Below are 25,096 nucleotides of genomic sequence, written 5' to 3' on the forward strand. Positions count from 1 at the left end.
ATGGCGTATCGGTTAATATCAATTTGCTGACTCATCTTTCTCGCTCATTTCTGCAGCAACGCTCTTGAGAGCTGCTGTAAGAGCGGCCATTCCCTGTATTTCTGAGGGAATGATGATTTTGGTCGATTTTCCGTCAGCCACTTTTTCCAAAGCTTCTAAGCTGCGCAAGGCAATTACCGCCTGACTTGCGCCTACATTTTTAATCATTTGCAAACCGTCAGCAGTAGCCTGTTTAACCTTCAAAATAGCTTGAGCCTGTCCTTCAGCTATCCTAATGGCGGATTCGCGTTGAGCATCGGCACGTAAAATTGCTGCTTCTTTTTCACCTTCAGCAACTCTTATGGCCGCTTCCTTCTCACCCTCAGCCCGAAGAATGTTTTCCCGCTTCTCGCGCTCAGCTTTCATCTGACGCTCCATAGCGTTTTGAATTTCACGCGGTGGCAGGATATTTTTCAGTTCCACCCGGTTCACTTTTATTCCCCAAGGATCAGTTGCTTCATCAAGAATTGAGCGCATTTTAGCATTGATAATATCGCGTGAAGTCAAGGTTTCATCCAATTCCAAATCACCTATAATATTACGCAGTGTCGTTGCAGAGAGATTTTCAATCGCCATTACCGGATTTTCAATGCCGTAAGAATACAACTTCGGATCAGTAATTTGGTAAAAAACTATAGTGTCTATCTGCATCGTTACATTATCTTTAGTAATAACAGCTTGCGGAGCAAAATCGGCTGCTTTTTCTTTCATACTTACTACTTTGGCAACCCGATCAACGAACGGAATTTTTACATGCATACCAGTACCCCAAGTTGCGTGATACGTCCCTAACCGCTCGACAATGTAGTTGTGAGCCTGTGGCACAACCCTTATATTCCGTAAAACCAACACCAACAAAATAAGCAAAATGACTACGAGAATTATCGTCCCCGGTTCAATAACGTTACTCAATCCGGCCATATCACCCAAACAAGAAGCAATTCGCAGCATAAATTCATCTCCTTCCAAAATTGTGCATTATATAGATTTTTAATGCGATTTATTTCATACTAACTATATATTATTCTACAGCAAATTTTTCTGTGTTTCCACCACAGCTTTAACACCCTTCAAGCCTACCACCTTTACTTTGGTTGACTTGGCAATCGGGTGCTCATCTGCGGAAACCGCGCTCCACGTCTGACCCAAAACGCTTATTTGTCCGATTTTCCGTATAGGATCTATATCATGCGTAACCAAAGCAATTTCACCGATAATGCGGTCAGCATTGGTAAATTCAACTCGGCGTGGCGAAACTTTCATGCGGTCACGGCAACGCCAAAACACCCAAAGAGATATCAGCGATACAATCAGCATAACACTAATCTGAAGCGCAAACCCACCACCGCACAAGGTAACTACTAAGGCAGCCACTGTGCCGATGAAAAACCAAATACTAACCAAATTGACTGTAGCCAGTTCAACAACCAAGAAAAACACCGCCAATATCAGCCAAAGCAGCCACTCGTTTTGCCGACCAGAATAATTAATGGCAAACGCCCCAATTAAATCAGCCAAATTCTCACCTCCGTTTAATGCATTTTTGCGTTGTACAAACCGCTTTCAATGTATGTCTTAAGTATAAAAGTAGTTGAATTAATGCGTAATTCAAGCATTCCTTCAGGCAAGTTTTCTTTCAAAGTATCTATATCATCATAATTTGTTCCGCGTATGGCCCCGCCCGTAGGTTCAAAAAGTTGAGTGCGATTTTCCAATGTATTATTGACTTCCTTAACCTTGTAGTTACCGGATTCTATATAAACAACCGGCAGCCCGGCGGCATCAAAAGGGGTATGATCACTTTCTTTAAAAGTAAATTCACGATAAACAACTGAATTGGTCAACCCTTGGACTTTAACTTTAAATCCGCCTTGATTATCCAAAAGCCGTAAACCAGTATAATTGCTGACCGAAATATTTAACAAGTCATATAACGGTGTACGGAGGCGGTGGCGATTGTCTGGTGCGGCGGAATTAATACCGGCATTAGCATATAAGTTGTCACCACCGTATATCGAATCAACAACGATCACGCTTTCAATTTCCCGCCGTTGTTCATTACCTATAGATGCAAGATAAGCCTTAGCTCCAGCAAACCCATCTCCGGAAGCCCCGAAAAATACTATGTCCACATCAAAACCTGTTGTAACTCCCTTAATTTGGCGCAACACGTTCAACAATACGGCAACGCCTGAAGCATTGTCCGAAATTCCATCAAATTTGGGTGCTTCAGACTTGTTTTCTTCACCCAGTTTGGTATCGTAATGAGCTCCGACAATAATTCTGCGCTTGAAATCGCCGACAGTAAGCGTTTTGTCAGGAGCTCCGGCTATATCGGTAGCCGCCGTCTGTGGTCGATAAAAGCCGCGTCCCGGCAGAGACACAATAATATTTCGGCCGCTTTTGCCGTTGCTGGTAAACTGCTGCTCTTTATATTCATAGCCAAGATTCTTTATTTGGCGAGCGATAAATTCGGCAGCGGCTTTTTCACCAGCGGAATATGCCTTGCGGTAAGGATCTTGCGTGGCCAGTTTAATTGCCATTTCCGATCCAAACGAGCCGTAGTCGCTGCCAGCCATTGCCTCTTCCCTGCCGCCTGTGCAGGCGGTCATTCCCGCCAACGGCAAACCCAGCGCCGCCCCGATCAAAACCGCCATAAAAATTTTTCTGCCAGACCGGCACAGCGGCGGTAAAACTACTTTAATTTGTTGCAATATTTTCACTGTCGATCTCCATCGTCTTTTTAAGTTTATCTTATGATATAACGCCAATGTTTTTTTTTCAATTTAACAAAATTGACTGACGCCAATCAAAACCAAACTTCTTTAGCATCTACAAGTATCAATAGTACACCACAAATACATATACGGCGAGCCTACACACTGCAATGCTTTCAAATTAATCGATGCCTTTGTAACCAAATACGTAAATTTTCAGCATAGCGGTCAATGATAAAATCAATTATAAACGCTGCAAGGATGAAGAAAAACATACCGACGTAAATCGAATAAAAAATACCGTCAACCACAAAAAAACGCATCACTCGATTGGCAAAAACAATTGTAAACCAAACCACAGCAAAATAAACCGCTTTAACCGCCGGCCCTGTTAAAAACGTACAAGCGATCAGATTGAGCTTGGCTTTGATTAACGGATAACTGCCAAAAAAGGCAATGTACGAAAGTACATAACTTGACGGAGTCAAAATAAGGCCGGCTATGGCAGCAACCGCAAAGACATATACGGCTCGGTTCAAGCCTATGATCAGTACGGCACACATAATCAAAACGGTCTGGATAACGCCAACGCTGAACAAGCCGAGATGCAGAAAACGGCTCATAACGAATATAGCAAGCGACAAAGCGGCAAGCAGACCAGCTTGAGTTAATTTATATGTTTTGTTCAGCACATGCAACCTCGGTCACAGCAGGTTTCAAATAAGCACAGGCCGCATAACAAATCACTAATGGAAGTGTTGCCACAAAGGCCCTGATTGCTGCTACTGTATGCATTGTTATAACCAAAAGGGTTGCCGCCAGAAGTGCCGCCATAGTACGCATTTCTACCATTGCTGCCTGATGCGTCATAACTACCGTTGCTACCTGAATTGCTGTAATTTCCTGAGTTGGCGGCATTTTGTGCCGAACTATTTTGACTGAATCCGGTACTCCCATACATCAGACTGTTGTAAGCAGCATCAATTTCGCTTCTTTTGCGTTCGGCAAAATCACGCATAGAAGGATTTGTTTGAATTTGAGCAGAATACACTTGGCATAAACGGTCATACGCCTCTCTGATTTCTGTTTGACTGGCACCAGGTTTTAAGCCAAGTATCTCATATGGATCCTGCATAAGCACCTCACTAAAAAAATAATTGTGGCAACCGTTCACTTGCCCCTACAACAAATTTGAATTGGAATCGGTCAGCCGGCTGCCCTGAGTTCGCCGAAGCCGCACAACCTACGCAGCGTATATCGTATATCGCAACTTCCAGACCCTACCTCGAACTTATCTTTCGAATACTACGTTTTTTGTTATTATAACAAAATTTTGCCCCCGACTTGTTAACAAATTGAAAAACAGTCCGTTTATAAATATGGCATTATTCACCCTCACGTGCCAAGTATGCTAAAATTGTCCAAATAGTTTCAGGAGGTTTTTTATGCTGTCTGATTTAGAAATAGCACGCCAGGCGACCATGCGACCTATATATGATGTAGCCGCCAAACTTTCCTTACAGCAAGATGAATTAATTCCATACGGTTTTTATAAAGCTAAAATAGATCAAGCCAAAGTAATGCACCGACTGGAGAATGAACGGGACGGCAAAATTATTTTGGTTACGGCTATAAACCCTACGCCCGGAGGTGAAGGAAAAACCACCGTTTCCATAGGCTTAGTCGAAGCTTTGCACGCGATGGGCAAAAGAGCTATCGGCGCTCTGCGTGAGCCATCGTTGGGACCTGTCTTTGGCATGAAAGGCGGGGCAGCAGGCGGCGGGTTTGCACAAATCTTGCCCATGGAAGATCTCAACTTACATTTCAACGGAGATATTCATGCCATAACCGCAGCCAATAATCTGGCCGCTGCTTTGCTCGACAACCACATTTTTCAAGGTAATGAGGCTGATATTAATATTCACAATATCGCTTGGTCACGCTGTCTGGATATGAACGATCGCAGCCTGCGAAATTGTGTGATCGGCCTTGGCGGGAAAAATGACGGTCTGCCACGACAAGAACATTTCCAAATAAGCGTGGCCTCCGAAGTGATGGCAGTTTTGTGTCTGGCAGAAGATATGAAAAATTTAAAAGATCGTTTAGCCAAGATGATCATGGCTTATGACCGTCATGGAAAACCGATAACAGCCGCTCAATTGCAAGCGGCCAACCCCATGGCTGCATTACTGAAGGATGCCCTCATGCCGAATCTTGTCCAAGCGTTGAACCACGCTCCGATTTTAATTCACGGTGGTCCGTTCGCCAACATAGCCCATGGGTGCAGTTCTGTCATCGCCACCAAACTCGGCCGCAAACTCGCAGATTATGTAGTAACTGAGGCCGGCTTTGGGGCAGACCTCGGGGCAGAAAAGTTTTTGGACATAAAATGTCGCCTAAACGGTATCAAACCGGCCGTCGTAGTCATTGTCGCTACCGTAAAAGCTTTAAAATATAATGGTGGAGTAAAAAAAGCCGATCTCAACATCCCCAATCTCTCAGCCTTACAAAGCGGTTTAAACAATTTAGCTAAGCACATTGAAAATATGCTCGGGTATAACTGTAAAGTGATCGTCGCTATTAATAAGTTTGTCAGTGATACCCCATCGGAAATTGATACAATAAAGTGTTTTTGTGAAAGTTATCAAGTCAAAGCAGTTGTAACAGAGGCTTTTGCCGCAGGAGCAGATGGTAGCTTAGCTTTAGCGGAAGCTGTGACCGATTTAGCGGCTGAGCCAGACCGTGAACTTAGTTTTCCTTATGAGCTTGAAGATAGCTATCCATTAAAAATAGAAAAGCTGGCTCGGAAGATATACGGTGCTGGCGAGATAGAAATATCTAAATTAGCCAGGCAAAAATTGGCTATGTATGAGCGGGAAGGCTTGGGCGGCATGCCAATCTGTGTCGCCAAAACGCAGTACTCGCTCTCGGACCAGGCAGGCCTACTTGGACGTCCAACTGACTTTAAATTTACGGTGCGAGACGTCAACATATCGGCCGGTGCCGGATTTGTTTTGGCCTTGGCCGGAAATATTATGACTATGCCCGGTTTGCCGGCACAACCAGCAGCGTTTAATATTGATATCGACGATACCGGAAATATCATAGGTTTGTTCTAAACCAGGGCTGAGTGACAGGAAGTTCATTACTTCAAAGGCGCGGTCGCGGCAAGTGACGGCGAACAAGCATACGAGTAAATGGCAGGCCGGAGCGGATAACGTTGGCAATTATTTCCACGTAATTTTGCCATGGCAAACAAGCTGCCATACCGTTGAGGCGTAATTCAAGATCAATGAGTAAGGGATCAGCGGCCAGCCATAGCTCTTCTTCACTGCTACAAAAAGCGAACGGATTGGCGTGCTTGTGTTTCTTGTCATCCATGAAATCGTCACATGCGTCAATGAAATACACCCAACTGCTCAATAAGCCAATAAAATCGGCCAACCGTTCCGTTAGCCCGTCATATTTTCCACGTACGCCTTCCGGCAGAAGCTGTTGCCAATCTTTTCGCATAGTTCCGCTCATATATCGCCAAATTGTCGCTGCCACTTCGGCATTAATTTCGCCCATCAAAACAGGGTTCAAAGCCTGAGACTTGGCCTGCTCCTCAATATGTAGCCTTTCAAGGGCAGCCATTACCGCAGCGGATGCTTTCGTACGTTTAAAATCTGCCACGTCCTGCTTTTTGTCTATGTAAGACAGCAATAAGCGACTTAATATAACCTTCTCTTTGTCCTGCAAATTATCTTCGAGTTTCAAACAGGCTAAGATGTTCATCATATGCGCTACCGCCGGCAAAACGACCTGTTCGGCCATAACCAGATGGGAACTCACGGGGTGAACGATACAAGTTTCCGAATCCTTAGCGGCCGGTTTTTCGTTGAGTGCCAAGAGCAGAATCGCCATAAATGTCGCATCATAGGTAAGGCCCAAGCGCATCAGTTGGCCTGATTTACGACCAATAGTTTTACACAGACCGCAGTATACGGCACGGTATTCGGCAAAATCGCGGAAGGTCAAATCAGGCTTATAAGGTTTTATATATCCGAACATGTTTACCTGCGTCTCGTTTCATACATCATAAATCATGCATCTCATGCATCTCATAGATTGGTGGATTAAGTATCACAAGGATATTATTGCCAGATGTTGGCGTAAAGTGATAATATTAAGTTTAATTATGGGTTTACGCAATGTCAATTGTAATTGTTAATATAGTTTCAGGAGGGAAGTTTTATGTGTGAGACCAGAACCCGTTTCGCGCCAAGTCCGACCGGCTTTATGCATATCGGTAATTTGAGAACGGCATTATTTGAATACTTAGTTGCCAAGTCCAACAACGGTACATTTGTTTTCCGTTTGGAAGATACCGACCGCGGTCGTTTGGTAGAAGGCAGTGTTGACGTAATCTATGAAACCATGGCTCAAGTGGGCATATCATATGATGAAGGACCAGGAAAAGAAGGCCCTTATGGCCCTTATATTCAAAGCGAGCGTCGCGACATTTACCGTCCGGAAGCGGAAAAACTGGTCAAAGCTGGTAAAGCCTACTATTGTTTTTGCAGTGAAGAACGGCTCGCTAAGCTGAAGGATGAACACGCCGCCAATGATCATTCAGGCTATGACCGTCATTGCCGCGATCTAGATCAGGTCACTGTCGAAAAATATCTGGCAGAAGGCAAACCGTATGTTATCCGGCAGAAAATGCCGCTCACCGGCACAACAACCTTTATCGATGAAGTTTATGGAGCCATCACAGTAGAAAATAAAGAACTGGAAGATCAGATTTTGCTTAAATCTGACGGCTATCCTACCTACAACTTTGCCAATGTGGTCGACGATCACGCCATGCACATAACTCATGTAGTCCGCGGCTCGGAATACCTATCTTCCACCCCCAAATATAATTTACTATATGAGGCTTTCGGTTATAAGATTCCTACTTACATTCATCTGCCGTTGATTCTCGGCAGTGACGGACTTAAACTGTCCAAACGACATGGAGCGACAAGTTTCCAGGACCTGGTTAAAGAAGGCTATTTGCCCGAAGCAATAGTTAACTATATTGCTTTACTTGGTTGGGCTCCGGGTGGTACCGAAGAAATATTCACCCTTAAAGAACTGGAAAAGATTTTTTCTGTTAAAGGCATCAGCAAATCTCCGGCTGTTTTTGATTATGACAAACTCGCTTGGTTTAATTCAGTTTATTTGCAAAAAAAATCTCTAGCCGACTTCACCGCACTTTGCTGTCCCTATCTTCGTCAAATTTTGCCGAATGATTCATCGCATGACGAATTGTTGGCCGGTTTGTTGCAACCTCGGTTAAAAAAGTTGAGCCAAATTCCTGAAATGTTGGGATTCTTGGCACAATTGCCCGACTACGAATGTTCTATCTACGTAAATAAAAAGATGAAAACCACTTTGGAATCTTCCAAGCAAGTTCTGGCAGAATTGATTCCCGAATTGACTGCCCTCCCTGTTTGGTCGTCCGAAGCACTTCACGATTTTCTGTTGGAAGCCGCCACCAAAAGAAATTGTAAGAACGGACAAATCATGTGGCCAGTGCGTATTGCCGCAGCTGGACAACTAGTTACCCCAGGTGGAGCAGTGGAAATCTTAACCGTATTAGGCAAAGAGGAAAGTTTACGTCGTCTGGAAGCAGGCTTGGCAAAATTACAGAAAGAAAATGGTAAATAATATGAGTGACACAATCAATTCTAACCTTTCGTCCGAACCGACCGGGGATTCCGCAACCGGACTTAACTTTATTCAAGAAATGATCAAAGAAGATATCGCAGAAGGTGGCCGTTTCGCTGGAAAGACTGTTCATACTAGGTTTCCACCAGAGCCTAACGGTTACTTACACATTGGCCATGCCAAGGCACTTTGTATCGATTTCGGTAATGCCGAAAAATTCGGAGGAATATGTAATCTTCGTATGGACGACACGAATCCAGCCAAAGAAGATGTTGAATATGTTGATGCAATTAAAGAAGATATTCACTGGCTTGGATTTGATTGGGATGACCGTTTCTTCTACGCTTCGGAGTACTTCGAAGAAATGTATCGTCTGGCACAAGGCTTGATAAAACGCGGTCTGGCCTACGTTTGTTCCATGACCCCAGAGGAAATGCGCCTCAATCGTGGGACTTTAACCGAACCGGGAGTTGAATCGCCCGAACGTAATCGTCCGATTGAAGAAAGTCTTGACCTTTTTGCCCAAATGCGTGCGGGGAAATTTCCGGACGGTTCACTCACCTTACGCGCTAAAATTGATATGAATTCCGGAAATATGAACATGCGTGATCCGGTAATTTATCGCATTGCGCATCTGAAGCATCACCGCACGGGTAATGAATGGTGTATTTATCCCATGTATGATTTTGCCCACCCGATAGAAGATGCCCTGGAAAATATTACTCATTCACTTTGTTCCTTGGAATTTGAAGATCATCGTCCGCTGTATGACTGGGTTATAGCCAATTGTGACGTACCTGCCCGGCCGCGGCAGATTGAGTTCAGTCGCTTGGGTCTGACTCACACGGTCATGAGTAAACGCAGGTTACGTGAATTAGTTGAAAACAACTACGTTGACGGTTGGGACGATCCTCGTATGCCGACCTTATGTGGTTTGCGGCGACGCGGCTTCACCCCAGCATCCATTCGTAATTTTTGTGAGCGCATTGGCGTTTCCAAAGTAGCTTCAACCGTCGAATTTGCCTTTTTGGAATATTGCCTGCGGGAAGATTTGAACAAAAAAGCTAATCGCGCAATGGCAGTACTTCGTCCGGTCGAACTTGAAATAACCAACTATCCCGACGGTCAAAGCGAAACTTTTGTTGCTCAGGACAATCCGGAAGACCCGGCCTCAGCGACTCACGAGATCACGTTTTCCAAACATTTGTGGATCGAAACTGATGACTTTATGGAAGATCCGGCTCGCAAGTATTTCCGGCTTTATCCTGGTAATGAAGTTCGCTTAAAATATGCCTACATTGTTAAATGTACCGGCTGTGAAAAAGACGCTTACGGCAACGTGACTAAAGTATATGCCACCTATGATCCGTCTACGCGCGGCGGTAACACGCCTGACGGGCGCAAAGTAAAGGGTACGATTCATTGGGTTGACAAGGATAATGCTTATCCAATCGAAGTACGTCTGTATAGTGAGTTGTTCACTGATCCTAATCCGGAGAACGGCGAAGTCGATTTTAAAGAATATTTGAATCCAAATTCGCTAGAAATTTTACCCGGTGCAGTTGCTGAAGCTTGGCTTAAGCAGGCCAAACCCGGTGACAGTTTCCAATTTTTACGTACCGGATATTTTACTGTCGACACTAAGTTCTCTACTTCTGAAAAACTTGTCTTCAACCGAAGTGTATCGCTGAAAGACAGCTTTAAACCTACGTCAATGAACTGATGTACTCAGGCGACGGCCCCCAGGCTCAGGCTAAGGCTTAGGTGGATAAATAGGCAATTGCAGGCCGGCAAGAAATATTGTTTCATAAATATTCTTGTCGGTCTTCTCTTTGCTACAATAGCAACCGACTTATGCCAAGCAGCTTATGCAGCAACTTCGGTGATCCACGAGTCACATTATTTCTGCTTCGTAGAATTCACTCCGCCAGCAGCCAGCAGTCCTATCTCCATTTTACTTTATACGTACTGGCTCATGTACATTCGATAATAACAACCGTGCTTGGCCATTAATTCAATGTGATTTCCGCTTTCCAATATTTTACCGTTATCGATATAAATAATTCTGTCGGCCTCCCTAATTGTCGACAAACGGTGGGCTATGACAAAGGTTGTGCAATGCTCCTGTATTGTCTGTAAAGCTGCCTGCACCATCTGTTCCGTTGTGACATCGACATTGGAAGTAGCCTCATCAAGAATCAGCACTCGTGGCCGCAGCAAAACTACTCTGGCTATTGTCAGTAGTTGCCTTTGCCCTTGCGACAAATTGCCACCGGATTGATTGAGAAGAGTAGCATAACCTTGCGGCATTTGCCGAATAAAACTGTCAGCACAAGCAGTTCGCGCAGCCGCTTCAACTTCGGCCGGAGTAGCTCGTTCAGAACCATAAGCAATATTGGCCGCCACCGTATCATTAAAAAGCCATGTGTCCTGCAAAACCATGCCTACCGTATGGTAATACGTGTCCTTCGCCACCTTATTTATATCCTGCCCATCTAAACAAATTCTGCCACTTTGGCAGGGATAAAAACGCATAAGTAAATTAACCAAGGTAGTTTTGCCACCTCCGGTAGGTCCGACAATAGCCACTGTTTCGCCTGGCATGACGGTCAAATTAAAATTTTGGTAAAACGATTTATCGGGTGAATAGCTGAAGCTTACATTTTCGAACTCCACTTTGCCGCCTTGCCATGTCAACATTTCACCTTCCGTCACCGATTCTTCCGGTAAACAGATGAAATCGGCCAGACGGCGGGCAGCCGTAACTGCTTTTTGAATTTCACCGAGGATGGCTCCGAGTTGGTTAATCGGTGCCACGTAAATAAGCGTGTAACTTATCAAGGCCGTAATCGCCCCGTAGCTAAGCCTGCCGTCGCTGCCGAGTTTAGCAGCAATCAAGGCAATTACTACATAAAGCAAATTATTCACATACCGCGTAGCAGGGTTGGTTAGCGAAGCCGTAAATTGGGCCTGGCGTCCGACAACCTCCAGACGATCGTTTAATGCTTCATAATCAGCCAAAAATTTTTCTTTGCGGTGTAAAGCTCGCATTATATCGGCATTAAGCAAATTTTCCTGCAAAAGTGCCGTCATTTCAGATGTAATCTCCTGCTGCGCCTTAAAATATCGCCTTGCACGCCGAGCTAGATTGTATGTTATAGTAAAGCAAAACGGAGTCATTGCCAGCACGGCCACTCCCGCCATATAGCTCAAATCAAATATCAAATATAATGCTCCGAAAATAGCAATTACGTTACCTGCCGCCTGAATTGCGCCGGTCGAAAAACCGTCTTTTATGTTATTCAAGTCATTTATCAACCTGCTTACCATTTCCCCGGCTGAAAACTGATCTAACCTTAACAGTGGACATTTAAAAAGCTTGGCATAGGCTGACTGACGCAAAGCAAACACAACCTCATTGATTAATCTCACGGTAAGCTTATTCATCATTACATAGCTGACGGCTAAAATTACAACTGAACCAATGAAAAATCCGGCATCCCGTGACCACGAACGCGGCCAAGCCCCGCCTTTGCTGAAGCTGTCAATAATTTTGCTAACTAATTGAGGCAATAGTAGTGTGATCACAACCACGATCACGCTCATCAGCATCGCCAATATAAATTTATAACGCTGACTGTATATGGCCGAATACACGGGGTGAGCAGAAGTAGGATAGACAGATCTGAATATTGACTTGATACTTGACTTCAGTTCTTTTCCGTTCATACCGATTCACCTCTTGCCTCACCCACTTGCGTCAAATAAATTTTTTGATAAAGTGGGCAGCTGCACATAAGCCGAGCATGACTTCCATAGCCGACTTGTCGCCCCGCATCCAGCACCAAAATCTTATCGGCTTTGCTTACCGTTTCAATACGTTGCCCGGCAATTACTTTGGTCAGCTGTGGATAATTCTTTGCTAAAGCTTGCCGCACCAATGAAGCAGTATAAAAATCCAAAGCACTGAAAGCATCATCCATAAGCAAAATTGGCGCCTCTACCAGCAAGGCGCGAGCTATAGATAGGCGTTGCCGTTGACCGCCAGAAAAGTTTTTACCGGCACTCATAACCTCTTTGCCCCGATCATCCGGCCAGTTGACTATATTTCCCGCCTGTGCAGTTTCCAAAGCCTGTCTTACCCCGTCAGAATCCGGGAAATTATCTGCAATCGTGCCTTTAAACAGCACCCCGCCTTGCGGCACATACGAAAACATATTTCCCCAAGCAGCCTGATTGTGCTGCCTCAACACCGACTCGCCAATTTTTATTTCACCTGAATTTGGCAAGTAAAAGCCCAACATAAGTTTCAGCAAAGTTGACTTGCCGCTGCCTGTTCCACCGATAATACCGAGGGTTTCGCCAGGATTCAGAGAAAAAGTAATTCCGGCGAGCGCTGCTGCGGCCGCCCCCGGATAGGTGTAGCTCACATTTATTATCTCCAAACCGTTCGTGGTATTTTTACTCCAAGACGCTTTGACTTTGGCGATTTCTGCCCGGCTTTCGGGAGGTTCCGGCAACTCCGGCAAGTTTAAAATCCGTTTAATTCGCTCTGCCGCGGCAAAACCCTGTGGAAACAGTATTGCTAAATTCGCCACCACCAACGTCGCCATGATCATTTGATTAAAGTAGTTGATTACGGCAATTAATTGTGGCTTGATCATATCTCCTTGACTGATCTCCACCCCTCCGAGGTACAAAATTCCGAGTTCAGTAAGCTGTAGAAATAAGACAATCCAAATATTGATTGAAGCCGCTGTAAAATCGATCCGAGAAGTTATATCAATTAGGTTCCGGTCGGCGGAGGCAAAATTTTCCCTCTGTTTAATTGCACCATTAAAACTCTTGATCACTCTTAAACCATTATATGTATCGCTGATTAGACGAGTAAGCCGGTCACGTGCAACTTGCTGCGAACGATAATGTTTAATTATAAATTTAATGATGAAATATATGCCAAATCCAAAAAGCGGTAAAATACCAACCATAACGGCGGCAATTTTTCGATCGATAAACAGGGTCATCAAAATCGAGCCGATACAGATAAACGGCGCCCGTACCAAAAGCCGAATGGTCATGGCAATTACCGTTTGCAGCTTGTTGACATCGTCAGTAGCTCCGCTGAGATAAAACTCCGCTCCGTCCCCGATGATATTTTCTAGCGAAATCCGCTGTATTTTGCTGACAATTTGTCGACGCAATTCCGTTCCACTGCCTTGTGAAGCCTTTGCTGCCATATGCTGACATACCAAAGCAGCCACCGCCCCGGCGGTGGACAACAGTGGCAAAAGCCAGACATAATTCAATGCCGCATTAAAGCCTTGATTGAAGGCCAATTTTAATAGAAAAGCCACCAGCAAAGGCAGCAACAACTCAAACACGGCTTCAATAAACTTGAACAATGGGCCTAAGATAAAATATCGACTATATTTTTGTAAAACACTTTTAAAAAATTTCATAATAAAGAATAAGCCGCCCCCGAAGAGGGCGGCTTCAAATGAACAAAATTATTCTTCCAAGTGGTGGTCGTGACGATATTGCATCATGAAGTCAAGCACACGTTTCTTGTCTTCAGAATTCTCACATTCAATTTCAATTTCTTTAGCTTCGGCTACCGATAAAAATGCGGAAAAACCGACCAAAGCCGACAACATACTGTTGGTAACCAAGCGGTCACCGTCCTCAGTCACTAGAACAACCTTGCCTTTGCAACCAGCAATAAGTTTGGCAAAAGCCTCAGCATCAACATCATATAATTTCATAAAGCACCTCGAAAACACTAATATAATTTTATTATATGGATTAATTAGCTAAATAACAAGATGGTAAAAGCGATAAAAGTCCCTCGATTCAGAGAGGGACTTTATCATGGCCACGCTTGGCCTTATCTTATACTTTGCTATATCTTGTGCATTCTTACAGTTTGCCAGCGATTTCAATTTTCTCCGGCCAAAGTAAGTGAAACTTCATGCTGATCACCGTTGCGATAAATTTGAACTTTAATTACATCGCCGGCTTTAAGCTGAACTTTAATGCCATTGATATCGGCAACGGAAGCTACGCTTTTACCGTTGATAGCAGTAATTACATCGCCTTTCTTCAGGCCAGCTTTTTCCGCAGGGCTGCCTTTAAGTACAGAAAGAACATATATTCCCTTAGGATATTCGTACTCTCTCGCAACCTCATCACTAATGGCTCTGCCTGTTATGCCGATGCTGGGACGATTCTTAACTTTGCCGTATTTTACCAGATCGTCCACAACGGGCCTTACCGTGCTCACAGGGATAGCGAAGCCCAATCCTTCCACACCAACAGCGGAAGTCTTCATGGAATTTATACCGATTAGTTCGCCATACATATTAATCAAAGCTCCGCCAGAATTACCACGATTAATTGCGGCATCGGTTTGCAACAAGCCGTACATTGTAGTTACGCGGCCGTCATCTTCCTTAACGGATAAGTTACGGTTAGTAGCGCTTATGTAACCTACGGTCAGACTCCCTTCAAGCTCCCCCAAAGGATTGCCAATGGCCACGACCTGATCTCCCATTTTAACTTTTGCCGAATCGCCCATTGAAAGATAAGGAAAATTTTTGCCCTTAATTTTAATTACCGCCAAGTCGGTGGTAGGATCTTGACCAACTATTTCAGCATCATATTTTTTCCCATTTGCCAAATTTACGGAAATAGAAGTGGCATTATTTATAACGTGATTATTAGTTACTATTGTACCGTCCGGGGAAATCAAAACGCCGGATCCAGCGCCCTCCGCGTCAGCTTGGCCGAATATACTTTGCACCCGAGTACGAGTATTAATGGCTACAACAGCCAAACTTGCCTTCTCTCCGATTTGAGCCGGAGTCAAAAGTTTGCTGTCTTTTTTAAGTAAAGTTTTGGCCGCCTCAGTAGCCTTAGGTTGTGCGTTTTGCAACATGTTGGTCACTGAGCTATCGTTTTCACTGTGCTTGCTATTAGATGAATTAGGCGGCAGCATACCTATTTCATGGACGGTAAGACCACCAACCGCCCCGCCCAGCAGAACGCAAACCAGCATCATGGCAAGAATACGAAGCCAAGGGAATTTGGGCTTTAATTTTTTAGGTGAGCCAGCCTCACCGCTATGAGCGCAATCTGATGAGGTAGAATAATTGGCCGCCTCTGCAGCCGAAGCCGCCTTAGCCTTGTCATTTCCCGAAGTGGCCGAATCCTCTGAAACAGTATATTCAGCCCGATAAGTCGTATTGGTATTGTCTTCCATATAAGTTACCTCACTGTCATTTTCTTTATGCTTATAATGTATCATACGCCGAAAAGAATTTTATGGCACAAAAAAAGCGGAAAATAAAATAATCATTAAACAAATTCGCTCGGTTAACAAAATTTACACGAGATCGAAATAAACTCCGCCGCGCCCAGGCCGTACAGCGGTTCAAAATTTCAAGTCATCATTCCCCGTCTTGTCATCCACCTTGGTAAGCGTGACCTTGACTGGGGCATTGGCTGAAACTTTGGCTGGTGCCTTATCATGATGTGATTCGTCAGCTACTTTGTCAAGCAGCTCTGCCCCAGTTTCAGACTCGGAATCGACGTATCTATAGCCCTCACTCATCTTATGTCTGACTATTCTCAGCTGCTTACAGAGAGCACGCAAACAGTTAATCCCAAAAGCAAATACCAAGGTTCCCGGCAAAAAAATTAGCAAGCCTAAGCCAATTTTGCCATCAACCATAGCCAGTACGCCGCGCACCACAAAACAAAAGCTTAGGGCAGTCAATGCCGAAGCTGGCCAAATATAGCGTTTCAACTTCTTTGACAATTCCGCTAATGTTATATGAGTCATGATTTTTCTCCCTATTTTTGTAAAGTCGTACAACAAGCACACGAAATACTTATGCTTGATATTTTTTATATACTGCACATATGCCCTTGAAGGTATTGTATCATAAAAACGCCTAGTAATATTTTCTGATTGAACGACCATGCTTTTTATGAGATAATTAAATACCACTGGAGGAAGTTATGAAACGAGAAATATTTTTATGCAGAGAATCCGTTCCTTATCTGAGTTTAACGGTAATACTTAATATTTTATTGTATATAATAGCCCCATGGTTACTGATCCCCGGCCTCATATTGCTGGCGTTTTTATTGTGGTTCTTTCGCAATCCTACTAGACCGGTGGATGAAACCGAAAATATTTTAATAAGCCCGGCGGACGGCAAGGTGATGAGCATAACGGAAGTTGATGATGATTTCGTCGGAGCCAAGGCTCAGAAAATAACAATTTTTCTGTCCGTCTTTAATGTACATGTCAATCGAACCCCCGGTTCCGGAACGGTTGAATATTACAATTACCGTCCCGGCAAATTTTTACCGGCCTACAAGCCGCACGCTTCCGATGAAAATGAAAGAGCGACGATCGGCGTAAAAATGTCGGACGGTTTTCGGTATAAAGTTCGTCAAATAACCGGAATTTTAGCCAGACGTATCGTATGTGATGTAAAGGTGGGCGATGAAATAAAAAAAGGGCAGCGTTTTGGTATGATAAAATTTGGCTCCTGCACCGAGCTTTTGTTACCGGCCGGCACGGAAATCACAGTCCGCCCGGGAGACAAAGTGCGTGGCAACAAAACTTCAATCGCTAAGAAAGGATAACCTATGAATTTAAGAACTCATATAGCAAATATTCTTACGTTAACCAACTTCACTCTAGGGGTTGTTTCTATTTTGATATCAGCATCGTCAGGAATCGGATCCATTCCTTATCTGTGGTCAGCTCTGCTGATTATCATCGCCGCTTTCACTGATCGTTTCGATGGTAAAATGGCACGCAAGCTAAATACAGTAAGTGAATTGGGAAAAGAATTAGACAGCCTCAGTGACCTCGTTTCTTTCGGTGTAGCTCCGGCAATTCTAACTTGGCGTTTGTACAACCTTACCGCAAACGAAGGAGGAACCCTGCCTACAATTATCTTGTACTTAGTTGTGCTATTCTTCCCAATGGCCGGTGCTTTACGTTTAGCCAAGTTCAACATTCAGGACGATCGAAGCTATTTTGTCGGAATACCGATTACTTTGGCCGGTGGAATGACAGCATTGATTAACCTATTACTTATGGTTTTTATTGGACATGGGCAACCATGCAGCCTTGCCGTTTCCATGCTTACAATTATTGTAACAGCCATATTGGGTGTCTTAATGATCAGTAAATTCAAGTTACAAAAACGCTGAAGCAAAGTCCGCCGTGTCAACCCTTTCCCTTAGCATTGGTTTTTAATTGTTTTTGATTGATTTTATTCTTTCAGCTTTTTTTTTTACTTGTAATCATTAGGATAAACTAAAAGAGGCGGTCGCATCGCGACTCGCCTCTTTTCATCTCTAAATCAACTTCGTTCTTACCTGCAGCTAATCATCCAATTAGTCCTGATTTAACATTCATGCTGACAATCAGACCACTGCGTAAAATACTGGTTGCATTCGAGCAATCATAGATTACTGGGATGTTTAAAGCTTCAGCAACGGTGATTGCATGACCGTTAGGATCAGGATTTTCAACCACGATACCGGCAGCTTGACGCAACAACGGCATGAGATCATTATTGGTATTTTTAGCTACGACAATATATTTGTCCCTCGGTATATTAGACATACTAAAATCTTTTTCCGAAGTATTCAACACTTCTTTAGAAATTATGCCCTTACCGATTCCCTTGCCTTGGCAAAGAACATTGCCGATGTTTTGAACTTTCAAGGTGTTAGTAGTTCCACTCATACCAACCGGTGTTCCGCAAGTAATGACTACAACATCACCCGTTTTTACTAAGCCTGAATTAACAGCTATGTCCACACCTTTTTGGAATATGGCATCAGTTGTGTTAACCGGTTTTACGTGATAAGGAATAACACCCCAGCTGAGCTGTAACTGACGGCTGACTTTCTCGGAAGCTGCCGTTGCAATAATCGGGCATCCAGGTCTGAAGCGCGAAATGAGGCGCGCCGTACGGCCGGAAATGGACATAGCAACAATGGCCTTAGCTTGTAAGTCCATAGCTGTAGTGCAGCATGAATGGCTGATCGCATTGCCTACAGTCGGGCGTACTTTCTCACCCGCGTGACGGAAGAAATCCCAATAATCGTAGTTACGTTCGGTTTCTTCAGCAATTCTGCTCATCATCTGCAGAGCTTCAACCGGATATTTACCTGAAGCGGTTTCACCGGAAAGCATGATTGCGGATGTTCCGTCCATAATAGCATTGGCTACATCAGAGACTTCAGCACGAGTCGGACGCGGATTGCGGATCATCGAGTCGAGCATCTGCGTTGCGGTAATGGCGGGGATCCCAAATCTATAGCAAAGACGGATCATGTTCTTTTGTACACGCGGTACTTCATAAGCAGGTATTTCTACACCTAAATCGCCTCTAGCAACCATAATTGCGTCAGATACATGTAAGATCTCCTCAAATTTATCTACGCCTTCCCGATTTTCAATTTTGGCAATAATTCTGATATCACGATTGCCGAATCTTTCCAAAGTTTGGCGAATTTCGGCAACATCAGAGGGGCGACGTACGAACGAAGCAGCGATAAAATCCATGTCGTTATCAACCGCAAATTTCAAATCACTCACATCACGCTCAGTCAGTGCCGGTAAATTCACAAAAGAATCGGGCAGATTGATGCTTTTATAATCGCTGACAAAGCCGCCATTTTGGATGGTACAGCTGATGTCACCTTCCGGAGAAATGCTGTCAACTAGCAACTCAACACTGCCGTCATCAATGAGGATCGGTGAGCCGACTTTCACATCTTTATGCATGTCTTTGTAGCTAACGGAAAACTCATGGGCATTTCCAGGCACGTCGTCATGTCTGATGACTATCTTTTCGCCCATTTTAAGCTCAACTTTCCCTTCTGGGAACTGTCCGGTACGAATCTCCGGCCCTTTGGTATCAAGCAAAGTTGCAACTGTCGCACCTTCTTCAGCAACAATACGGCGCAAAAGTTGTAGACGTTTAAAATGTTCTTCATGGGTGCCGTGAGAAAAATTAAACCGTGCCAAATTCATGCCGCTGCGAACCAATTCGCGCAAGACATTTTCGTCATCAGTAGCCGGACCCAATGTACAAATAATTTTTGTTTTTCTCATATGATACCTCTTCTCTATCATAAATCGTTATAATTAAATCCATCCTAAAAATGATAAGCCAAACCGTTGTCAGTTACAAGTACAAAAATTGTCCAAATTTTTAAATTACACCGTAAACTTGCTGTGCATAAGTATAGTATCAAGTAAATTTTGTCCGTAACGTATCAAACGCAAAAAAATCACCGGTAATATGAGTAAAATGGTTATTACCAACACAAAAATGATCATACCCATAGCGGCCGAAAAAATTCCGCTGATCACCAACCCCATGATTCTGAACTTAGCTGCCGCATTGGAAATAAACTCCCCTACCGTGCTATCCATAATGCCGATCACCCAGTCCTTGAAACCGGTTAAATCCATTTGGTACAACGGCCTAAATAAAGAAATAAAAAAACCTGTTCCGAACACATATTTCACGCCTATCGTAAATAAAATGGTGAATCTTCCTGGCAGTTTTAACCGATAATATTTTGAAGCCAAAAAAGTCGATACCACCATAAAAAGCAGGGTTAACATCAACCATATAAGCGGCGCAAGACCCTTAAATATAAGCGGCACCGAGTTTTGGCGTAAAAGCTTAAGCAATATACCGTAAAAAACGGCAATATAAATTATCGCCGGAAAGCGATGCGGCTTGTCTGCATAATCAGTATCACTCCATAACGGGCCAAGTAACGCCCCCTCTAAAAAATCCATAAAGCATCTCCCAATACAAGTTAGCCAATACTCTAGATTATATCATACACCATTGCAGCAACGCTATGTAATACAACCGCCGCAAGTCCACCTACGATAATCGCCGTCACCGGCGATAGCTTTTTAAACTTAAGGCCACAAAATAAAACAACTATTACCAATATATTAAAACATGTTTCAATCGCCGGATACAGCTTGGTGATTGGCAGATTTAGCAATGTCTCACGCACTGCGGTAATCAACAAACTGATTCCCCCTGCGGCAATCAAGCCGACAATCATAGGGCGAAAATCGCTTAATACGTGTTTAGTCAGATTGTAGTGATAAATTTTTTGCCCGATAACTGCCAAAATTACCACAATGATCACCGCCGGCAGGCTTATGGCCACCGTAGCAACCAGTGATCCAAGCGTATCGCCAACTTTACGTCCGGCAAATGTCGCCGCATTTACGGCTAAAGGGCCAGGTGTCATCTCTGCCAAGCTCACCAAATCGGCAAATATTTCCGGGGTAAACCACTTTTGCTCATCCACAGTAATTCTCTGAATGAGCGGCAAAACCGCATAGCCGCCGCCGAAAGCAAAAATTCCGATGCGGAAAAAATTCCAAAATAATCGCCAAATCATCCCTGTATCTTCTTTCGTCCTATTAAAAATTTATATGAAAAAATACTGAACAAGAGAATCCCTATAATTACCCAAATAGGATTTAACTTAAAAACAGCAACTGCCAAAACAACGACAATGGTTATTATGCTTAAGCGGTAACGTGAACTTTTGCTGCTTTTTTGCCACAAAGGACAAAACAGTGCTTCGGCCGTCTGAATAACAACTGCAGCAACCGCCAACTTCATGCCCTGCATGGCCAAAGCCAGCCAATGATTCTGCATTATCGCCTCATAGAAGTAACTTATTACGCTGAAAGTAATGAACGGCGGTATGAGTGTACCGATCACTGCCGCCAATACTCCAGGTATGCCGGCCAGATTGTAGCCCACGACAGTTGCGGAATTAACCGCAGCCGGACCAGGGGCAGCTTGCGCCAAGGCCAACATGTTGAGCATTTCTTCCTCGGTAAAAGCCTCCCATTTATCGACAAAGGTGCGCCGCATAAATGAAATTATCACGTAGCCACCGCCAAAAGTAAATGCACTTAGATAAAGCATTGTAAAAAATATTTTTATGATTCCGTATTTTTTCTTTACCATATATTATAATTCAATCAATTCTCCGTTGAGCCGCGCTTCAATCAAATCATCACCTTCATAGCTCAACTTCAGCGAAAACGGGCTGTGCTTGGCAAGCATAAGTTTTAAAAAGATACGATCGCCTGGCCATAAATTAAGTTTCAGCAAATCCTTTTGGGGAATCCAAGCCAATTCACCCTCATCGCATGCTTTAAGCTCGCCAGTAAACGATTTCGATGAGTATAAAAATATGTATTCGTCAGGCCATCCCTTCGAATTGAATGTGATCACTCCATGCCATTCCCAACTTTGCAATTCCAGCCCAGTTTCTTCCTTAACTTCACGTCGCAGGCATTCCTCGGGCATTTCGCCAAGCTTAAAATGGCCGCCAACTCCAATCCATTTGCCGGCGTTGACATCGATATTTTTCTTTATGCGATGTAACATTAGGCATTTATCATCTTTAAAAAGATATGCCAAAGTTGTCAAATTTGCGTAATCCATATTATCTTCCTTAATAGCTTTCTTAAATCGTAATCGTTATATCTGATAATAACAAAATCCCGACCGAAAATCGATCGGGATGATGTAATAATCAGGAATATTTATTGCCCACAACTGGCAATCAAGCTTTGCGAATAACATTCATTTGCTTCGCTTTGTCGGAAACCTGTTTAGCTACTGCATCAGCCACCCGTGGATCAAACGGTGACGGAATGACATATTCTTCACTAAGTTCTTCCGGCGCGACCAAGGCTGCAATAGCCTCAGCGGCGGCAAACTTCATCTCTTCATTGATTTCGGTAGCTCTAACAGCCAAAGCTCCTTTGAACAAGCCTGGGAAAGCCAGTACGTTATTAACTTGGTTAGGATAATCCGAACGTCCGGTACCGACAACCCGTGCGCCGGCCGCCCTCGCATCATCATAAGTGATTTCCGGATCAGGATTGGCCATAGCAAATACGATTGGATCACGTTTCATGCTCTTAACCATCGCTTTAGTCACTTTATTCGGTACACTGACACCGATGAAAATATCGGCCTTGGCCATAGCCTCTTCCAAAGTCAAATCTTCCGCATCATTATTGGTAATTTGGCTCAGCTCAACATAAAGTTTATTGGTGTAAGTATCCTTGTGCTTACGATTTAAAAGGCCGCGGCTATTGAAACCGTAGACATTTTTCACACCCAAGCTCTGAATCATATGGATAATGGATGAACCGGCCGCGCCCACACCGGAAATAACGGCTACACAGTCCTCGGCTTTTTTGTTTACCAACTTCAATGCATTAATCAAAGCGGCCGTTACAACAATTGCCGTACCGTGTTGGTCATCATGGAAAACTGGAATATTGAGTTCCGCTTTAAGTCGGCGTTCAATTTCAATGCAGGCAGGCGCAGCAATATCTTCCAGATTGATTCCACCGAATGTAGGGGCAACCATTTTAACAAAGTTGATCACTTCTTCGGTATCCTTGGTGTCAATAACTAGCGGCACAGCATTGATACCGCCGAACCGTTTGAACAGGCAGCACTTTCCTTCCATTACCGGCAGGCCTGCAGCAGCTCCGATATCACCCAAGCCTAGCACAGCCGTACCGTTCGAAACAACGGCTACTGTATTGCCTTTCCATGTATATTTGTAGGCATCTTCAACATTTTTATGTATGGCGCGGCAAGGCTCCGCAACACCGGGAGAATACATCAGAGACAGGTCGTCCTTGGTCTCCAGAGGTCCCTTTAACTCGGTAGAAATCTTACCAGCCAATTTTGCATGCAATTCCAATGCTCTTTCAAAAACGTTTGCCATAATATTAAACTCCTTTTCTGCACCACAATATGTATGCGATGCTGTCATAAAATTTATGATCTTTTAAGACTATATACTTTAAATAATGTTACAATCTCGGCACATCACGGTACCGTTTAACCTACGGAGAGGTATGGCTAAAAATCGAATCAATTAGAGTTCTAAACCTCCCTGCAGCAGGCATTTGTTACCCGAAGAATATCGGCACTAAAACTGACGCCAAGAAAATTATGAATGCCCCTCCCAAACGAGATGAGATTTGCGCAAACGGCATCAACTCCATACGATTGGAAGCTGTCAACACAGCGACATCACCGGTACCACCCATGTTTGCCATGCAAAGTCCGGCGGTAATTGCTGCTTCAACGAAGTTAAACCCAAGCAAGCGACCCATGAAGCCAGTGCCGATAATTGCTCCGATCACAACGACGGCGCAAAGAATCACGTACTGCGGCGTGAAAGCCTTTATAATCTGCCCCAAATTTGTATAAGACATTCCAATGCCCAGCATTAAAGCAGCAGTCCAGGCACCAGCCACAAATTTATACCATGCCGAGCAAGCTCTCTCCACTTCGGCGGGGATAATATTCAAAACTTTAGCAAGAGCAACTGACAAAATCATCCAAGCATACGGATGAATATTCACGCCAACCTTTTTCAGAAGGAAAGCTATTATCGAACCGAGCGAGAAGAACATAGTTGCCATGATAATACCGGCTGTGTAATCCTTGACAGTCGGATTATAGGCGGAATCATCAGGAATTTCAAAAGTTCCTCTGGCCATCATCTGGCCATTACCGGTCAAACTCGGTTTAACTTTGCCGAGCTTGTTCAGCAAGCCGCCGGCTACAATCGCCATGGCATTACCAAGCGCAACGGCAGGAACCAATTTTGACAGTATTTCATCTGATGGAATACCCAACGCTTTTTCAAACACCTGTGATATCGGAACCGCACCGGCGCCCATACCGCCGCCCATGATCGGGATACCTACATAAGCAACTGCCTGCCCGGTTGTTATGCCGACAAGCGGTCCGATTAAAGCTACAAGACCAAGGGAGACAACAACACCAGCAATAATAGTTGGCAAATAACGGATTGCCGCTTTGATTAACAATTTACGATTCATACCGAGGATTGAACCGGTAATTAAAGCCGCAATATAAAAATCCAGAAAACCAGAAGTAGCTATTTTCATTTTGCCGCCGGCTTCAAGGGTGATCTTAATGGAATCTTTCATAAATGAATCGACCATTTGTATCACTTCTTTGGGCAAAAGTTTGAAGTAAACCAATGCTGCACCACCAAATATAACAACGATCGGGCCACCGCCAAAATAAGTTTTAATAATCGGACAATGGTTACCTATAATGTTAAGTAGTTCACCGACAACAACGAGAAAAAGGAAAGCACCGATCATATTTTTCGGCAAAACGCCCATAAATATAGCAATGAGCAAGACGACAAAGACAACAATATAAATCGGTAGCCTTAATCCGGCCAATTTTAAGTCTTTCATACATGTACTCCTAACGCGTATTTACATCTCTGCTATTTGTATAGCTCCTCCCCATAAGCACTAATTTATAAACAACAAAAAATGTATACTCATATGCTAACCTTAATTTTGTATAACTGCAATAGCAAAGAGGACTTATTCCAAACTTTTATGTATGTTTCGCACAAGGAATCAGAGTAACAATGATATATTGTGCTATATTTGATTATTTCAAATATCATTTTTTCAGGCAAAGAATGTTTGTATGCTATTTATTTATCGCAAGCATAGGTTTTATTTA

General features: G+C 43.8%; 23 protein-coding genes and 1 pseudogene. 5 read left to right on the forward strand and 19 right to left on the reverse strand.

Annotated elements, in window-relative coordinates; all coding sequences use genetic code 11:
* Positions 1-18: 18 nt before the first annotated feature.
* The 6 genes and pseudogenes from HMPREF0868_RS04530 to HMPREF0868_RS08780 form a co-directional block, all read right to left on the reverse strand.
* Positions 19-990 carry an SPFH domain-containing protein gene (locus tag HMPREF0868_RS04530; protein ID WP_012993524.1) on the reverse strand — a complete coding sequence of 324 codons (972 nt, stop codon included), beginning with the start codon at positions 988-990 and terminating at the stop codon, positions 19-21.
* Between the two features lie 75 nt (positions 991-1,065).
* Positions 1,066-1,557 (reverse strand): NfeD family protein, encoded by a 492-nt coding sequence (locus tag HMPREF0868_RS04535; protein ID WP_012993525.1) that lies wholly within the window; start codon positions 1,555-1,557, stop codon positions 1,066-1,068.
* Between the two features lie 14 nt (positions 1,558-1,571).
* Positions 1,572-2,762, reverse strand: a complete 1,191-nt coding sequence (locus HMPREF0868_RS04540; protein ID WP_012993526.1) for a M28 family peptidase — start codon at positions 2,760-2,762, stop codon at positions 1,572-1,574.
* Between the two features lie 170 nt (positions 2,763-2,932).
* On the reverse strand, positions 2,933-3,448 hold the full coding sequence (locus HMPREF0868_RS04545; RefSeq protein ID WP_012993527.1) for a hypothetical protein: 516 nt from the start codon (positions 3,446-3,448) through the stop codon (positions 2,933-2,935).
* Positions 3,429-3,713: a hypothetical protein gene (locus HMPREF0868_RS08675; RefSeq protein WP_242821306.1), complete on the reverse strand. Its 285-nt coding sequence runs from the start codon at positions 3,711-3,713 to the stop codon at positions 3,429-3,431. Before HMPREF0868_RS08675 ends, HMPREF0868_RS04545 begins: the two co-directional genes overlap by 20 nt.
* Positions 3,714-3,726: 13 nt before the next feature.
* A pseudogene (locus tag HMPREF0868_RS08780) lies at positions 3,727-3,891 on the reverse strand (J domain-containing protein); the annotation flags it as partial.
* A 310-nt stretch (positions 3,892-4,201) separates the two neighbouring features.
* Here HMPREF0868_RS08780 and HMPREF0868_RS04555 point away from each other — a divergent pair.
* Positions 4,202-5,875: a formate--tetrahydrofolate ligase gene (locus HMPREF0868_RS04555; RefSeq protein ID WP_012993529.1), complete on the forward strand. Its 1,674-nt coding sequence runs from the start codon at positions 4,202-4,204 to the stop codon at positions 5,873-5,875.
* Between the two features lie 31 nt (positions 5,876-5,906).
* On the opposite strand, the gene HMPREF0868_RS04560 is transcribed toward HMPREF0868_RS04555, so the two are convergent.
* The gene (locus tag HMPREF0868_RS04560; RefSeq protein WP_012993530.1) at positions 5,907-6,809 is read right to left on the reverse strand and encodes a DUF5685 family protein; all 903 of its coding nucleotides are present in this window, start codon (positions 6,807-6,809) and stop codon (positions 5,907-5,909) included.
* A gap of 183 nt (positions 6,810-6,992) precedes the next feature.
* Between HMPREF0868_RS04560 and gltX the strand changes: the two genes are divergently transcribed.
* Positions 6,993-8,453 (forward strand): glutamate--tRNA ligase, encoded by a 1,461-nt coding sequence (gltX, locus tag HMPREF0868_RS04565; RefSeq protein ID WP_012993531.1) that lies wholly within the window; start codon positions 6,993-6,995, stop codon positions 8,451-8,453.
* Between the two features lies 1 nt (position 8,454).
* Positions 8,455-10,176 carry a glutamine--tRNA ligase/YqeY domain fusion protein gene (locus tag HMPREF0868_RS04570; RefSeq protein ID WP_012993532.1) on the forward strand — a complete coding sequence of 574 codons (1,722 nt, stop codon included), beginning with the start codon at positions 8,455-8,457 and terminating at the stop codon, positions 10,174-10,176.
* Between the two features lie 236 nt (positions 10,177-10,412).
* Here HMPREF0868_RS04570 and HMPREF0868_RS04575 read toward each other — a convergent pair whose 3' ends face one another.
* The 5 genes from HMPREF0868_RS04575 to HMPREF0868_RS04595 form a co-directional block, all read right to left on the reverse strand.
* A complete protein-coding gene (locus tag HMPREF0868_RS04575) occupies positions 10,413-12,182 on the reverse strand; it encodes an ABC transporter ATP-binding protein (RefSeq protein ID WP_012993533.1) in 1,770 nt (589 codons plus the stop codon).
* Positions 12,179-13,912: an ABC transporter ATP-binding protein gene (locus tag HMPREF0868_RS04580; RefSeq protein ID WP_012993534.1), complete on the reverse strand. Its 1,734-nt coding sequence runs from the start codon at positions 13,910-13,912 to the stop codon at positions 12,179-12,181. The genes HMPREF0868_RS04575 and HMPREF0868_RS04580 overlap by 4 nt, the downstream gene beginning before the upstream one ends.
* 48 nt (positions 13,913-13,960) lie before the next feature.
* Positions 13,961-14,215: a hypothetical protein gene (locus HMPREF0868_RS04585; protein ID WP_012993535.1), complete on the reverse strand. Its 255-nt coding sequence runs from the start codon at positions 14,213-14,215 to the stop codon at positions 13,961-13,963.
* A gap of 173 nt (positions 14,216-14,388) precedes the next feature.
* Positions 14,389-15,711 (reverse strand): S1C family serine protease, encoded by a 1,323-nt coding sequence (locus tag HMPREF0868_RS04590; RefSeq protein ID WP_049779002.1) that lies wholly within the window; start codon positions 15,709-15,711, stop codon positions 14,389-14,391.
* 171 nt (positions 15,712-15,882) lie between these two features.
* Positions 15,883-16,293: a hypothetical protein gene (locus tag HMPREF0868_RS04595; protein ID WP_012993537.1), complete on the reverse strand. Its 411-nt coding sequence runs from the start codon at positions 16,291-16,293 to the stop codon at positions 15,883-15,885.
* 179 nt (positions 16,294-16,472) lie between these two features.
* Between HMPREF0868_RS04595 and HMPREF0868_RS04600 the strand changes: the two genes are divergently transcribed.
* Positions 16,473-17,108, forward strand: a complete 636-nt coding sequence (locus HMPREF0868_RS04600; protein ID WP_012993538.1) for a phosphatidylserine decarboxylase family protein — start codon at positions 16,473-16,475, stop codon at positions 17,106-17,108.
* 3 nt (positions 17,109-17,111) lie between these two features.
* Entirely contained in the window at positions 17,112-17,684 is a 573-nt protein-coding gene (gene pssA, locus HMPREF0868_RS04605) for a CDP-diacylglycerol--serine O-phosphatidyltransferase (RefSeq protein ID WP_012993539.1), read from the forward strand.
* A gap of 178 nt (positions 17,685-17,862) precedes the next feature.
* On the opposite strand, the gene pyk is transcribed toward pssA, so the two are convergent.
* The 7 genes from pyk to HMPREF0868_RS04640 form a co-directional block, all read right to left on the reverse strand.
* Complete coding sequence (gene pyk / locus HMPREF0868_RS04610) at positions 17,863-19,602, reverse strand: pyruvate kinase (RefSeq protein ID WP_012993540.1); 1,740 nt, start codon at positions 19,600-19,602, stop codon at positions 17,863-17,865.
* A gap of 105 nt (positions 19,603-19,707) precedes the next feature.
* Positions 19,708-20,301, reverse strand: coding sequence for a hypothetical protein (locus tag HMPREF0868_RS04615; RefSeq protein ID WP_012993541.1), 594 nt, complete (start codon positions 20,299-20,301; stop codon positions 19,708-19,710).
* Between the two features lie 32 nt (positions 20,302-20,333).
* A complete protein-coding gene (locus HMPREF0868_RS04620; RefSeq protein ID WP_012993542.1) occupies positions 20,334-20,927 on the reverse strand; it encodes a chromate transporter in 594 nt (197 codons plus the stop codon).
* On the reverse strand, positions 20,924-21,508 hold the full coding sequence (locus HMPREF0868_RS04625; RefSeq protein ID WP_012993543.1) for a chromate transporter: 585 nt from the start codon (positions 21,506-21,508) through the stop codon (positions 20,924-20,926). Before HMPREF0868_RS04625 ends, HMPREF0868_RS04620 begins: the two co-directional genes overlap by 4 nt.
* A gap of 3 nt (positions 21,509-21,511) precedes the next feature.
* Positions 21,512-21,991 carry an NUDIX hydrolase gene (locus HMPREF0868_RS04630; protein WP_012993544.1) on the reverse strand — a complete coding sequence of 160 codons (480 nt, stop codon included), beginning with the start codon at positions 21,989-21,991 and terminating at the stop codon, positions 21,512-21,514.
* Between the two features lie 121 nt (positions 21,992-22,112).
* On the reverse strand, positions 22,113-23,297 hold the full coding sequence (locus tag HMPREF0868_RS04635) for an NAD(P)-dependent malic enzyme (RefSeq protein ID WP_012993545.1): 1,185 nt from the start codon (positions 23,295-23,297) through the stop codon (positions 22,113-22,115).
* Positions 23,298-23,484: 187 nt separating this feature from the next.
* Positions 23,485-24,816, reverse strand: a complete 1,332-nt coding sequence (locus tag HMPREF0868_RS04640) for a 2-hydroxycarboxylate transporter family protein (protein WP_012993546.1) — start codon at positions 24,814-24,816, stop codon at positions 23,485-23,487.
* Positions 24,817-25,096: the final 280 nt, after the last annotated feature.

Origin of the sequence: Mageeibacillus indolicus UPII9-5 (assembly GCF_000025225.2) — a bacterium.
Lineage (GTDB): Bacteria > Bacillota > Clostridia > Saccharofermentanales > Fastidiosipilaceae > Mageeibacillus > Mageeibacillus indolicus.

What these genes read in the sequence shown, in the direction of transcription:
- HMPREF0868_RS04615 (WP_012993541.1), bottom strand. Translation starts at nt 20,301, where the DNA reads ATGGATTTTTTAGAGGGGGCGTTACTTGGCCCGTTATGGAGTGATACT.
- gltX (WP_012993531.1), top strand. Translation starts at nt 6,993, where the DNA reads ATGTGTGAGACCAGAACCCGTTTCGCGCCAAGTCCGACCGGCTTTATG.
- HMPREF0868_RS04635 (WP_012993545.1), bottom strand. Translation starts at nt 23,297, where the DNA reads ATGGCAAACGTTTTTGAAAGAGCATTGGAATTGCATGCAAAATTGGCT.
- HMPREF0868_RS04585 (WP_012993535.1), bottom strand. Translation starts at nt 14,215, where the DNA reads ATGAAATTATATGATGTTGATGCTGAGGCTTTTGCCAAACTTATTGCT.
- HMPREF0868_RS04625 (WP_012993543.1), bottom strand. Translation starts at nt 21,508, where the DNA reads ATGGTAAAGAAAAAATACGGAATCATAAAAATATTTTTTACAATGCTT.
- HMPREF0868_RS04595 (WP_012993537.1), bottom strand. Translation starts at nt 16,293, where the DNA reads ATGACTCATATAACATTAGCGGAATTGTCAAAGAAGTTGAAACGCTAT.
- HMPREF0868_RS04575 (WP_012993533.1), bottom strand. Translation starts at nt 12,182, where the DNA reads ATGAACGGAAAAGAACTGAAGTCAAGTATCAAGTCAATATTCAGATCT.
- HMPREF0868_RS08675 (WP_242821306.1), bottom strand. Translation starts at nt 3,713, where the DNA reads ATGGGAGTACCGGATTCAGTCAAAATAGTTCGGCACAAAATGCCGCCA.
- HMPREF0868_RS04580 (WP_012993534.1), bottom strand. Translation starts at nt 13,912, where the DNA reads ATGAAATTTTTTAAAAGTGTTTTACAAAAATATAGTCGATATTTTATC.
- HMPREF0868_RS04590 (WP_049779002.1), bottom strand. Translation starts at nt 15,711, where the DNA reads ATGGAAGACAATACCAATACGACTTATCGGGCTGAATATACTGTTTCA.
- HMPREF0868_RS04620 (WP_012993542.1), bottom strand. Translation starts at nt 20,927, where the DNA reads ATGATTTGGCGATTATTTTGGAATTTTTTCCGCATCGGAATTTTTGCT.
- HMPREF0868_RS04530 (WP_012993524.1), bottom strand. Translation starts at nt 990, where the DNA reads ATGCTGCGAATTGCTTCTTGTTTGGGTGATATGGCCGGATTGAGTAAC.
- HMPREF0868_RS04560 (WP_012993530.1), bottom strand. Translation starts at nt 6,809, where the DNA reads ATGTTCGGATATATAAAACCTTATAAGCCTGATTTGACCTTCCGCGAT.
- HMPREF0868_RS04570 (WP_012993532.1), top strand. Translation starts at nt 8,455, where the DNA reads ATGAGTGACACAATCAATTCTAACCTTTCGTCCGAACCGACCGGGGAT.
- HMPREF0868_RS04555 (WP_012993529.1), top strand. Translation starts at nt 4,202, where the DNA reads ATGCTGTCTGATTTAGAAATAGCACGCCAGGCGACCATGCGACCTATA.
- pyk (WP_012993540.1), bottom strand. Translation starts at nt 19,602, where the DNA reads ATGAGAAAAACAAAAATTATTTGTACATTGGGTCCGGCTACTGATGAC.
- pssA (WP_012993539.1), top strand. Translation starts at nt 17,112, where the DNA reads ATGAATTTAAGAACTCATATAGCAAATATTCTTACGTTAACCAACTTC.
- HMPREF0868_RS04640 (WP_012993546.1), bottom strand. Translation starts at nt 24,816, where the DNA reads ATGAAAGACTTAAAATTGGCCGGATTAAGGCTACCGATTTATATTGTT.
- HMPREF0868_RS04630 (WP_012993544.1), bottom strand. Translation starts at nt 21,991, where the DNA reads ATGGATTACGCAAATTTGACAACTTTGGCATATCTTTTTAAAGATGAT.
- HMPREF0868_RS04600 (WP_012993538.1), top strand. Translation starts at nt 16,473, where the DNA reads ATGAAACGAGAAATATTTTTATGCAGAGAATCCGTTCCTTATCTGAGT.